The following is a 12,371-nucleotide window of genomic DNA, read 5'->3' as shown; positions in this document are numbered from 1 at the left end:
AAAACGTTTTTTTTTTGATTTGACAATGGAGGGGAAAAATGGAAACACAAGTTGAAAAAGTAACAAATAGTAGTGTAGGGTTGATTCTTGCTTTAATGGCAGGCTATTCGATGATTTACATGGATAAAAGTATGATTTCTACAGCTGTTTTACCAATAGCGAAAGAGTTTAATTTGGATGCGGGTCAAACAGGCATGGTTATGTCCTTCTTTTTTCTAGGGTATTCATTGATGCAAATTCCTGGAGGGTGGTTAGCAGATAAAATTGGAGCTAAAAAAGTATTAATGTTGTCACTAGCAATTATTTCAATTTTTTCATTTGCTTTTGGGGCTGTTAGCAGTTTGATGCTGTTTATGGTTATCCGTTTTTTTGCCGGAGTTGGTCACGGTGGTTATCCGCCAAGTTGTTCAAAGGCGATTGCAGATAATTTTCCGCAAGAACGAAGAACGTTTGTACAATCGTTGATTCTATCAACATCAGGAATTGGTGGAATTTTAGCCTTTACCTTAGGGACGAACTTAATCAATGCAAATTGGCGTTATGGCTATATAGCGCTAGGAACATTATTTGCGGTGGCATTGATTCTCGTTGCTGTATTTGTTCCTAGTCAAGCTATTCGTTTAAAAGTTAATGCTACGAATAAGCCGAAAATTCAATTTAGGCAAGTAATCTCGAACCGCAACGTCTTAGTTTTGTTTGTTGCAATGTTGTTGCTGAACTTTTTATTATATGGAAACATGTCTTGGCTACCAAGTTATTTAGCGCAAAAATTTGCGATCGACATTAAAACTATTGGGTATTTATTAGCAGTCAATGCAGTCTTTCAAACCGCAGCAACAATGTTTGCAGGAGTATTATTATCGAAACTATTTTTAGGAAAAGAACGTATATTTATCCTTAGTGCAACTGTTTTAGCTGCGGTTTTAGTGGCCGCTTTTGTTGCTTCGAATAATTTAGTATTATCAATGGTTAGCTTGATCGCAGTAAGTATGGTTTCGGTGAGTGCTTTTACAGCAATCTTTACATGGCCACACAAAATCATGGATCCATCGATTATTGGTTCTTCAATAGGCATCATCAATACTGGGGGGACATTGGGTGGATTTTTGGCACCATTGATTTTAGGTCAGTTAATCAAAGCTGCTGGCGGTTCATTTACGTTAGCATTCGGTTTTATGGCAGTAGCAAGTCTGCTTTGTGGATTCTGTGTATTAGGAGTGAAAAAAGAATCGTGATGTCAGACAAAAAATTAACATACAAAAGTGCTTTTGAAATCATCGGCCCAATCATGGTCGGTCTATCTATCTAGCTCTCATACGGCTGGCACAGTCAAAAACAGCAATATGGCAAGAAAATTTTACAAGCGAATAACTAAAAAAATGGTCGTGACTTTTTTCGGTTCATTTTAGCTTGCGATCCAGTTGCGGGGTTAGTAGAGATCACTTGCGTCAAACGAAATGCAGGAGGAACTTCAAACACTATCAGTGTAGCAGAAATGGCTTTAGCAGGAATTGAAAGTGAGATCCCCGCCGATATTCGTGAGACGGGAATCGAGGGATTAGCTGGAACAAAAACTGGCAAAAGAATCGCCAAAGAGTTATTTGGAATCAATCAATAAGCTAATAATGTATCAGGATTTAACTTTATAAGAGAGCGAATATAATCAAGAAAGGAAAAACTAAGATGGATGCAAAACAACAAATTTCAGAATTAATCGATGCAAAAAAAGACCAATTTATCACTGCAGCGGATAAGATTTGGGGAACACCTGAAACAAGGTTTGCCACAATAAAATCTGTAAAACCTTTTCTAGAAATTCTAGAAAAAGAAGGATTTTCAATTGAAAAAGGTGTGGCTAATATGGAACATTCTTTTGTAGCTACTTATGGCAGTGGCAATCCTGTGATTGGAATTTTAGCGGAATATGATGCTTTAGGTAACCTAAGTCAAGTTGCTGATTTAGGAGAGCAAAAAGCTGAATTTGAAGGCGGAAATGGACATGGATGTGGTCACAATTTATTGGGAATTGGTGCGTTGGCTGGAGCGATCGGTGTGAAAGATTTTATGGTAAAAGAGAAATTATCAGGAACAATTAAGTTATTTGGCTGTCCCGCTGAAGAAAGTGGTTATGGGAAAGCTTTTATGGCAAGAGATGGTGTATTTGATTGTTTGGATGTTGCTCTTTCTTGGCATCCAATGGATACGAGTATGGCTTGGGGACTTAGTAGTTTGGCGGTTTACCAGATTTATTACAATTTTAAAGGTGTTTCAGCGCATGCCGCATCAGATCCTGAACAAGGTAGGAGTGCGCTTGATGCAGCAGAATTAATGAATATCGGTGTTCAATTTTTAAGAGAACATATCATTGATGAAGGGCGTGTTCACTATGCCTTTATGGATGCTGGCGGGGAATCGGCAAATGTGGTTCAGCCAACGTCTAGTTTGTACTACTTTATTCGTGCGCCAAAACTAGCACAAGCAGAAGAAATATACAAACGAGTCAACAAAATCGCAGAAGGTGCGGCTTTAATGACGGAAACAAAGCTTGAAATCGTGTTTGACTCGGCTTGTGCCAATTATTTGCCGAATCAAGCAGTTACTACAGCAATGTATGAAAACTTTAAAGAATTTGGCAAGTTGAACTTAACAACAGAAGATCAAGAATATAGTCAACGATATTACGACAGTTTAAATGAAGTAACGAAAGCAAATTTAATAACTCGAGCAAGACAGAACAATCCAACAGCAAGTGAAGAAGAAATTCAAAGACTTGGTGCAATGCCAATCTTAGATCAAATCAGGCCATTAGTTTTCTCAGAAGAAACTTCTGGTTCAACGGATGTGGGAGATGTTAGTTGGGTTTGTCCCACTGCTCAAGTATTAGTGGGGTGTGAACCGCAAGGAACGCCTCCCCATTCTTGGCAATGGGTGGCTAATGGTAAATCTTCTGTAGCTCATAAAGGGTTGTTGGCAGCTGGGAAAACAATCGCAACCACAGCTTATGATCTACTGACAAATCCTGAATTAGTAGCACAAGCAAAAGTGGAGCATCAAGCGACAGTCGGAGGTAAAAAATATCAATCTGCTATTCCAGCTGATGTAATGCCGAAATGACAATAATCAGGCTGTTTGTCCTCGGCATGTATTTTTTGTAAAACAGTGATTGCTCTAATGATGAGAATTTGGTAAGATTAAAGTGTATCGATTATAATAAAAAAGGGGGTAACAATTGATGAAAAAAATAAAAGGCTTGGTGTTGGGAATCTTGTTTAGTTCAATATGTTTATCGTTTTCAACGGTTTCATTTGCTACAGAGGGTAACTATAAAGCTGAAACGACTAAAACATCTGAAACAAAAACTGAAAATACCGAAGCGAAAAAACAAATCGATATTACACCAAACTTCAAAATCCAAAAGATCAAAACATTTGTTGGTGGAAAAGGAACTTTGGAAGTTGAACAAATTGAGGGAATGAAAGATCTTAAAGGGACGTTTAAAACAACAGTCGCTGATCAAAGCATTCTTTCAATCGACGATCAAGGTCAATGGAAAGGATTAAAACTGGGAAAAACAACAGCAACCTTGGATTTTGAATGGGATAAAGAATCACTACAAAAAATTCAAGACAAATATCCTGGTTACAAATTAGTCAAAAAGGATATTGTTCAAGAAATTCCAGTTGAAGTAACGGCAGAAAAAGAAAAGTATGTCGACATCACGCCCAATTTCAATGTTGGAACAATCAGTGCAAAAATAGGTGAAACTGGGCAATTTAAAGTAGCACCTATGGGCGGTGTGAGTGATTTAAAAGGGACATATACAGCTTATATTCCAGATAATGATAAAGGGATTATCTCTGTAGATGCAGATGGAAAATGGACAGCTTTAAAAACTGGAAAGACGGAGTTCATTCTAAATTTTGAACTTTCAAAAGAATCATACAAAGAAATTCAAGACAAAAATCCAGGCAGTACCTTGATGGCACGAGATATTGCTAGTGTTATTAAAGTAGAAGTGAAGCCTGCTGGAAGCTTAAACATCACACCAAAAATTGATGTGACTTCTATTAATGGAGAAGTTGGTGAAACTGGACAACTCAAGGTGAAACCGCTTGAAGGAATAAAAGATGCTACAGGTTCGTTTGCTGTATCTATGAAGGATCCTTCAATCATTGAAATTGATCCAGCAGGAAACTGGAAAGCGCTAAAAGCAGGAACGACATCATTTACGTATAATTATAACTGGTCAGATGAAACAATGAAAAAACTGGCTGAAAAATATCCAGGTTATGAGTTTTATGTAGAAGAAGGCGAAAAAGTAGTCGAGGTGAAAATTACCGAAAATACCACTGATTCAACAAAGCCTGCTGAAACAACAAAACCTGTGGGAACAACAAAACCTGTAGGCAAACAATTACCAGCAACTAATGAGTCGAGTGGGAATGTGGCATGGGTTATGGGATTGTTCCTTGTGATTCTGACTGTTTTAGGCTGGTATAAAAAAGAATCATTGAAATAGGGATAAAAAAATGCAACGAATTTGTAAGAGAAGAAACTGGACTGATGTTGATACGGGCGTGTCTAGCTCTGAAAAATAAGTCGGAATTCATTATATAAGTTGTGGGAAAAGGTAAAGGTTACTTTCTCCACAACTTATTTTTGATAGTTAAATTATCATTTAGTATCCATAAAAATTTAGGAATAATCAATTACAATTTATGGGATAGCAAACCTCTGTAATATAAAGTTTCTCGTTGCGCTCGGTTGCAGGACTAGAATGATAAATAGTAAATATATTTCCAGAACGTACATATTTATGTAGTCTGAACCATTCACGCATATCCTCATGAACCTTAGGCATAGTTGAGTACGAACCATTAGTAACAACAGAAGCAATTAGTCCTGGTGAGAATATTTTTATATCTTGATAAATTTCTTTGAGCTTTTCAGGAATACTAACCATAACGTCAATATCTAAGATTTCAGGATCATCACCATGGAAAACGGCGATAGACTGACCTAATTTAGTTCGATCTTGCGGTCTTATTTTAGAAAATAATTTCTGCCAAAGCTGCTCTTCATGATAATAAGAAGCTACGTTCTCTCGATGTGCAAGAATGAACATATCATTCATACGCTTCACTTCTATAGGATAATTCATTTCTTTAATTTTCGAGGTTGTATTCCTTTCTTCCAATAAATCTAAATAAGCAAGTTGGAGTTTTTTTTCGGCTAATGCCGTTTCTAAAACGTTTCTGTGTTTAATTAAATAATCGCCTTGAGAATCTTCGTTATCTAAAAATATTGGGATTTCTTTTAGTGGAATTCCAATATTTTTAAGTGAAAGAATTTGATTTGCCTGACTGATTTGTTCAGGAGAGTAATAGCGATAGCCATTTTCTTTTTGAATAATCATAGGTTTTAATAAATTAAGTTTATCATAGTATCTGAGCATGCGTGGGCTGATACGTGTTAATTCAGAAAACTCGCTAATTTTAAACATTTTTTCTCCTTAGTATAAATAGTTTGATTTGTAATTAGTATACTCTTGTTTGTAACTATACCCTTGACGTTGACATTGTGGCAAGGTTTAAACTAAAGATAAGGATATATGAAAGGAGCATGATTATGCGCGCATATGAAAATAAACAGGAAATGATTATCGAAATAAAAAAAAGATATGAGAAGTACGATGAAGAATTTGAACAAGTACCAGAAGCTTTAAAGCATGAGCGGATCGAAGAAGTAGATAAAACGCCGTCTGAAAATTTGTCTTATCAGCTAGGTTGGGTGAATTTGATTCTTCAATGGGAAAAAGATGAGCAATCAGGAAAAACCGTGGAAACTCCTGCTCCCGGTTATAAATGGAATAATCTAGGTGGGTTGTATCAGTCATTTTATGAAAAATATGGTAAATATAGTATTGCAGAACAAAGAAAAATGTTGAGAGCGTCTGTTGCTGAGGTATGCGCATGGCTAGAGACCCTTTCTGATGAGGAAATATTTGAAGCAGGTCAGCGAGATTATGCTACAACTAAAGCGATGTGGCCCTTATATAAATGGGTACATGTCAATACTGTTGCTCCGTTTACCAACTTTCGAACTAAGATTCGCAAGTGGAAAAAATTAGTTTTATCATCATGAACATATAAAAGAAGAAGTAGCATCTAGGTTCGTTGCTACTTCTTTTTTTGTTTTTATTGATTGATCAGCTGTTCGATGTCTAACTCTGTCATGGAAAGAACCTGTAAATCAGCACCGACTAAAGTTTCAGTGGCGGAAACCCCTACAGCATACATTCCAGCTGCTTTGACTCCTTCGATTCCCGCCTGTGCATCTTCAAATCCTATTGCATTTTTTGGCGCAACATCAATACTTTCTGCTGCTTTTATGAAAATTTCTGGATCAGGTTTACCTTTTTTTAGCGTTTCTGGATCAACGATATGCCCGAAGAAACCAAGCACGCCTAATTTTTCTAAAATCATCGGTGCATTTTTAGAAGCGGAAGCAATCGAACAGGGAATATTCCGTTCTTTCGCTTGAACTAAAAAGTCGTGAACGCCTGGTAATAAGTCTGACGCAGAAAGATCCGCCAGAAGTTTAACATATTCATCATTTTTCATTTTTGCTAAAACTTCTTTTTCAGCTGTAGTGAAATCATTTTCCTTTTGTCCATAAGCTAAAATTTTATCCAAAGAATCCATGCGGCTGATTCCTTTTAATGTTTCGTTGAATACTTCATCGATTGTAATGTCAAGACTGCGAGCTAAATTTTTCCAAGCTATATAATGGAATTTCGCAGTATCAGTAATCACGCCATCTAAGTCAAAAACAAAGCCTTTTTTCATGTGTATTCTCCTGTCTGATTTTAATAGTTGATTGTTGTTGTTTCATGGGCAATTAGCTTATAAGGCTGATTTTGTACGATTACCGTGACGTTTTGCGAGGGACAAACGTGAACAGCTCTTTTTGAAATAGTCACGTCATAATGAATCCCTTTGTGGTTTATATTAAAAGTTATATCAGACCAATTTTTCGGTAAGTTTGGTTGAATTATCAGGTCGTTCTTTTTGATATCAATTCCAGCATAAGTGGTCAAGGTGACATAAATTGTAGCTGCCATCACACCTGTATGAATTCCTTCAGCCGTCGTCCCACCTTGAATATCTCGATAATCAGAATATAAAGCTTCTTGGTATAACGTCCAAGACAAATCATGAAAAGCTACTTCTTCTGCTAGTTGTGCATGGACGATTCTTGATAACGTTGAGCCGTGTGATGTTCTGTTTAAATAGTACAAAAGATTTTTTTCAAGATAATCTGCAGGTAAATCGTAGCCAAGTTCCTCTAAGATTTCATCGATCTTTTCTTTATTTAAATTATAGAACAACATCAAGGTATCTGCTTGTTTTGAGACTTTATAATCATCGGGAGACTGACCTTCCGCTTTTAAAATACGATCCATCCGATAAATATTACCATATTTTTCTTTTGCTTTTTCCCAATCGATTTCTTTTAAATCAAAATAGCCTTCGTACTGAGCGATAATCCCGTCTTCATTGACTTCGATTGATAAGCGTTTGCGAATGTCTTTCATTTTTTCTAGATTTTCCTGTGTGATGCTTGTTTTATTAAATAATTCTGTTTGTTCTTGCGTATTTAATAGTGAGAGAATATTTTCCAACTCTTCAAATAGCCAAACAACCATCAAATTGGTATAAGCATTATTTTTTAAGCCACTTTCGTCACTATCTGGATAAGCTTCGTGAAATTCATCGGGGCCCATGACTTTATCGATATAATAGCGATTGGTTGTTTCATCGAATGTTGCAGCACTACGCCAGAAGTCCGCAATTTCTACTAACATTTCAGCGCCGTATTCTTTGATGAACTGGTCATCTCCAGAGTTGTTCCAGTACATCCAGACATTATACGCAATCGCCAACGAGACATGGCGTTGAAGGATACTATGGTCTTCTCCCCATTCGCCATTCAAAGGATTCAAGTGAAGTTTTTGTGTTTCTTCGCTTCCATCAAGGCTAGATTGCCAAGGATACATCGCACCAGCATAGTTACTTTTTTGAGCATTTTTCTTCGCTTTACCTAGGCGATTATAGCGATACATCAACAGTTGTTTGGCAGTTTCAGGGAAGTGCAGAATATAAAATGGCAAGATAAAAATCTCATCCCAGAAAATATGACCACGATAGGCTTCACCATGCAAGCCGCGTGCAGTTACAGAAACGTCCAAATCATTATTATTAAATGGGGAAGCTGAAACTAATAAATGATATGTATGGATTCTCAACAATTTTTGGGACATTAGATCACCTGTCACTTGAATATCTGATTTTTTCCATAATGTCTCCCAAGCCTGTGCGCTCTCAGTAAATTCTGAGTCAAAAGAAGTTGCCGGAAGTAAGGTAGTCTTCCAGTTTTCTTCTGCTATAGAGGCTTTAACTAGGACCTGCTTTTCGAGCGTATACGTATTATTTTGCACTGCATAAAAAGTAATTTCTTGTTCAATGATTTCTTTACCAATAGAATTTTTGATCGCATCAGCTTCAAAAAAATCACCTGCGATTGTTGCGATTTGTTTGACATTTATTTTCGATTGATTGGTTTGAACCTCGATCATTGAATTGTTTTTTTCTGCAAGTAATTGAGTTACATGGAAATGCTTAGCTGTTAGATTGCGGTATCGTTCAACATTGAAATTGTAGACAGAGCCGTCAGTTGTTGTTTTGACTATAATGTTTTTAGAAAAATTCAATGGTTTGATCGAGTATTGGATGCTATAATTATTTTTTTTAGCCATATTGACTATTTTTTTAGCTGTTATTTTTACTTGATGCTGGTAGGGATCTTCAATAATCATATGAGAAGAAAACAAGCCTGTCTTTAAGTTTAGATTTCTGTGCAAATAATGCAATGTGGCTGTTTCAAGAGTCAACCATCCGTCGGAGCCATCTACTTTGAAGCTGATATATTGATTATTTGGTGTGTTGACAAAGTCTTCATTTTCAACAATTTGACCAGCAACTTCAGATTTTTCTTCATTGTAAAGTCCAGCAATGTAAGTGGCAGGATAATGGTCTTTTGAAAGGGTCATCTCAGGTGTTGTGCCTCGCAAGCCCATAAAGCCGTTGCCGATTGTCAGTAAGGACTCAACGGAATATTCTTCTTTGCCAGGAGTATAGCCAAAATAATCTAAATTCCAAGTTAAGTACTCTGATTTTTCTTTAAATGCTACGGCTAAATCTGTAGCAGACTCTAATTCAGAAAAGGTAAGAATAGGTATATTCAATAGCTCTGAAAAAAGTTTGATAAGATTTTCCGTGCTTGTGTTCAAAGCTGTTACTTGTGTATTTTGTTCATAAAATTTATCAGTTACATTATTAAAAACAGCTCCAGTTGCTGTTGGAAAGTGTTCTTTGATTTGTGTGGTTAAAGTGGTCACTGTTTTTGGGAATTCAAAATCAGTGAAGGAAAATGTCTGTTCTGAAAGTATAGATTTTTGCTCCTTTTCCTGAACATATAGACTGTTTTGCGTAAGTGTAAGTAAAAGAAATTTCATTATAATAGGCTCCTGACTAAGATTTATTCCAACTTGTATAGACATGTTCTTGTTTTCGTTTTCATTATAGTATGAAATGCTTATAAATACAAGTCGGATAATCTAAAAGAATTGTTTCAGTTTAAAAGTAGACTTATTTAGAAAGCTATTTTTTTAAGGAAGAATGTGCTATTATTTTCTGTGAGTATCCTAGTGTGGAGGGATGGAAATGAATAAATTTCATGATATATTTTTAGAACTTGAAAAGGGGATTTTAGAGGGGGCTTATCAGCCTGGAACCTTGTTGCCAAGTGAAAATCAATTAGTTGAACAGTATTCTGTTTCAAGAGAAACAATTCGCAAAGCGTTGAATTTGCTGATCAATGCAGGGTATATCCAAAAGCAACAAGGAAAAGGGTCGATCGTTTTAAATGTGAGGAAGTTCGATTTACCGATTTCTGGTGTTATCAGCTATAAAGAGCTGCAAAGTGCGCAACAAATACATAGTGTCACTAGAGTTGTGGAACTGAAAGAAGAGCATGTTAGTGAATCTTTGGCTCGTTTAACAGGATGGAAGAAAGATACTGCAGTTTGGCGTTTAGTTCGACAAAGGGAGATTGACGGAGAAGTTGTGATCGTTGATATCGATTATTTACTAAAAGACATTATTAATGAGTTGCCTGAGGAGCGGGCAGTAGACTCTATCTATGATTATTTTGAGAACGATTTAGGGCTAGTGATCAGCTACGCGCAAAAAGAGATAACAGTAGAAGTTGTGACAGAAGACGATCGTACATTAATGGATATTCAAGAAGATACCCATGTAGTTGTTGTTCGTAGTGTAGTTAGTTTAGAAGATACACGTTGTTTTGAATACACAGAGTCTAGGCATAGATTGGATAAATTCAAATTCGTTGATTTTGCCAGACGAAGAAAAGCCTAAAGAAAAATTAATTGCTTTTAGGAGAGGAAAAATTGTGTATATAGGGATTATTTATTTCATTGTTATCATTTTGGCGAATACAGTAGGGGCTATTTCAGGAATGGGCGGCGGCGTGATCATAAAACCTGTGTTAGATACACTGCACTTTCACCCGTTAGCTGCAATTTCATTTTATTCTAGCGTAGCAGTTTTCACAATGTCGATTGTCTCTACAATGAGGCAGATGAAAAATGGGTTAAGGTTGCAAATTCCAATTGCAGCATTAGTTTCTTTAGGTTCTGTAATAGGCGGAATTTCTGGGAATTCGGTGTTCGAAATTTTGTTGCGATTATTTTCTGATGAAAAATACGTTCAATTGATTCAAATTGTTTTGACAATCATCACGTTGTTATTTGCCTATTTCTATACAAAAATTGGCAAGGAGCGTTCCTTTAATTTATCTCACCCTATATGGTATGTGATTGTTGGCTTATTTTTGGGGTTTGTTTCTACGTTATTAGGAATCGGTGGTGGACCGATCAATGTAGCTTTATTGATGCTGTGCTTTGGAATTCCGATCAAAGAAGCAACGGTTTATTCGATCATTACGATTTTCTTTTCGCAGGCAGCAAAAATATTTACGATCGCGCAAACAGCGGGTTTTGGGCGATTTGATCTTGCGATCCTATTTTATATAATTCCAGCTGCCATTTTTAGCGGTTTTGTGGGCGCGTTGATCAGTGGGAAAATTTCCTCTGAACGAGTGACCCAAGTATTTCAACTTGTTATTCTTTTGGTATTATTGTTAAATTTATGGAATGGTATACAACTATTTATTTGATGACTAAAACGATTATTTTACACTATTTGATGTGTCAAGGAGGTCAATGCAATGGACTATCATGTAAAAGAGTTTAAAAAATTGACGATTAAGGAATTTCTAGAAATCGTAAAGTTGAGAATCGCTGTATTTGTAGTTGAACAAAATTGTCCTTATCAAGAAGTGGATGAAGCTGATGAATTTGCTTGGCATACTTGGTTGCAAGTAGGATCAGATATTGTGGGCTATACCCGAATCATTGATAGAGGAGATACAGTAACTTTTGGTAGAGTAATAGTAAATCCTGATTATCGTGGGAAGAAATTAGGAAATAAGCTTTTAGAGGAAACGTTAAAAGTCGTTGAAGATAACTATCCAAATCGCCCAATTATTATCGGTGCGCAAGCGCATCTGATAGAGTTCTACGGAGCTTTTGGATTTGAAGTGATTTCGGATGTATATTTAGAAGATGATATCCCTCATGTTCAGATGAGAAGAAACTAATTAAAAAAGTTGGCACGCATGAAAAATGTGTGCCAACTTTTTTTGCATTAAGTAGAGTCCAAACAATTCTAAAATTTATCAGCATATTTTGATAAACCAGCTGAATCAGAAAACCAAGAACTAGAATCCGTTGATTGCTTTTTTCGCCGTTCTTTTCGTTTAATTTTTTCTATTTCAGAAACAGAATATGTTTTTCCATCCTCAAATTTAGCATTCTTTTTATCAAATGCACCTTTAATTACTACATTACCTTCAAATTCTTTTTGATAAGGCATTACACTTCCTATAAAGCTATTCGATTTGTCAGAGTTAAAATAACCATGAAAATCGAGTGAGCCTATAGGAGTTTTTTTTGTTTCTGAAAAAGTAAGAGAATCAATATTGTCATAATTATAGTTAAAGAATAACTCTATACGCTCTTTCTGTTTTTCCATATAGTCCTTATAGCTGTAATAATTCAATCCTGCCACCCCTATTATTATTATTCCTATCCCAATTAAAAATTTATACCTAGTTTTCATAGTCATTGTGTCCTTTTTGTGTCATAATTGAATATAAGTATAACATAA

The 12,371-nt window shown here is 36.0% G+C and carries 11 protein-coding genes and 1 pseudogene; 8 read left to right on the top strand and 4 right to left on the bottom strand.

Annotated features, from left to right (window positions below; genetic code table 11):
- Positions 1 to 38 precede the first annotated feature (38 nt).
- The 4 genes and pseudogenes from AC4BBR_RS15760 (at position 39) to AC4BBR_RS15745 (ending at position 4,519) form a co-directional block, all read left to right on the top strand.
- Complete coding sequence (locus AC4BBR_RS15760) at positions 39 to 1,235, top strand: MFS transporter (protein WP_490460418.1); 1,197 nt, start codon at positions 39 to 41, stop codon at positions 1,233 to 1,235.
- 170 nt (positions 1,236 to 1,405) lie between these two features.
- Positions 1,406 to 1,618 (top strand): annotated as a pseudogene (locus AC4BBR_RS15755) (L-serine ammonia-lyase, iron-sulfur-dependent, subunit alpha); the annotation flags it as partial.
- A gap of 65 nt (positions 1,619 to 1,683) precedes the next feature.
- A complete protein-coding gene (locus AC4BBR_RS15750) occupies positions 1,684 to 3,114 on the top strand; it encodes an amidohydrolase (protein WP_490460417.1) in 1,431 nt (476 codons plus the stop codon).
- A gap of 118 nt (positions 3,115 to 3,232) precedes the next feature.
- Entirely contained in the window at positions 3,233 to 4,519 is a 1,287-nt protein-coding gene (locus AC4BBR_RS15745; RefSeq protein ID WP_490460416.1) for an LPXTG cell wall anchor domain-containing protein, read from the top strand.
- A gap of 186 nt (positions 4,520 to 4,705) precedes the next feature.
- On the opposite strand, the gene AC4BBR_RS15740 is transcribed toward AC4BBR_RS15745, so the two are convergent.
- Positions 4,706 to 5,503 (bottom strand): MerR family transcriptional regulator, encoded by a 798-nt coding sequence (locus tag AC4BBR_RS15740; protein ID WP_490460415.1) that lies wholly within the window; start codon positions 5,501 to 5,503, stop codon positions 4,706 to 4,708.
- A gap of 125 nt (positions 5,504 to 5,628) precedes the next feature.
- Between AC4BBR_RS15740 and AC4BBR_RS15735 the strand changes: the two genes are divergently transcribed.
- On the top strand, positions 5,629 to 6,144 hold the full coding sequence (locus AC4BBR_RS15735; protein ID WP_490460414.1) for a ClbS/DfsB family four-helix bundle protein: 516 nt from the start codon (positions 5,629 to 5,631) through the stop codon (positions 6,142 to 6,144).
- A gap of 53 nt (positions 6,145 to 6,197) precedes the next feature.
- Here the strand turns inward: AC4BBR_RS15735 and pgmB are convergent, their stop codons facing one another.
- Both pgmB and AC4BBR_RS15725 read right to left on the bottom strand, forming a co-directional pair.
- Positions 6,198 to 6,848: a beta-phosphoglucomutase gene (gene pgmB, locus AC4BBR_RS15730; RefSeq protein WP_490460413.1), complete on the bottom strand. Its 651-nt coding sequence runs from the start codon at positions 6,846 to 6,848 to the stop codon at positions 6,198 to 6,200.
- 20 nt (positions 6,849 to 6,868) lie between these two features.
- Positions 6,869 to 9,577, bottom strand: a complete 2,709-nt coding sequence (locus tag AC4BBR_RS15725) for a glycoside hydrolase family 65 protein (protein WP_490460412.1) — start codon at positions 9,575 to 9,577, stop codon at positions 6,869 to 6,871.
- A gap of 208 nt (positions 9,578 to 9,785) precedes the next feature.
- On the opposite strand from AC4BBR_RS15725, the gene treR reads away from it, so the two are divergent.
- The 3 genes from treR to AC4BBR_RS15710 are packed head-to-tail and all read left to right on the top strand — an operon-like array spanning position 9,786 to position 11,802.
- The gene (gene treR / locus AC4BBR_RS15720) at positions 9,786 to 10,499 is read left to right on the top strand and encodes a trehalose operon repressor (RefSeq protein ID WP_490460411.1); all 714 of its coding nucleotides are present in this window, start codon (positions 9,786 to 9,788) and stop codon (positions 10,497 to 10,499) included.
- A 34-nt stretch (positions 10,500 to 10,533) separates the two neighbouring features.
- Positions 10,534 to 11,319, top strand: a complete 786-nt coding sequence (locus AC4BBR_RS15715; protein WP_490460410.1) for a sulfite exporter TauE/SafE family protein — start codon at positions 10,534 to 10,536, stop codon at positions 11,317 to 11,319.
- Between the two features lie 51 nt (positions 11,320 to 11,370).
- Positions 11,371 to 11,802 (top strand): GNAT family N-acetyltransferase, encoded by a 432-nt coding sequence (locus AC4BBR_RS15710; RefSeq protein ID WP_490460409.1) that lies wholly within the window; start codon positions 11,371 to 11,373, stop codon positions 11,800 to 11,802.
- A gap of 68 nt (positions 11,803 to 11,870) precedes the next feature.
- On the opposite strand, the gene AC4BBR_RS15705 is transcribed toward AC4BBR_RS15710, so the two are convergent.
- The gene (locus tag AC4BBR_RS15705; protein ID WP_490460408.1) at positions 11,871 to 12,329 is read right to left on the bottom strand and encodes a DUF1433 domain-containing protein; all 459 of its coding nucleotides are present in this window, start codon (positions 12,327 to 12,329) and stop codon (positions 11,871 to 11,873) included.
- Between the last annotated feature and the right edge of the window lie 42 nt (positions 12,330 to 12,371).

It is taken from the genome of Enterococcus sp. AMC1251 (genome assembly GCF_058216535.1).
The sequence above is the reverse complement of the archived record's forward strand: the minus strand, read 5'-3'. Positions and strand labels throughout refer to the sequence as shown.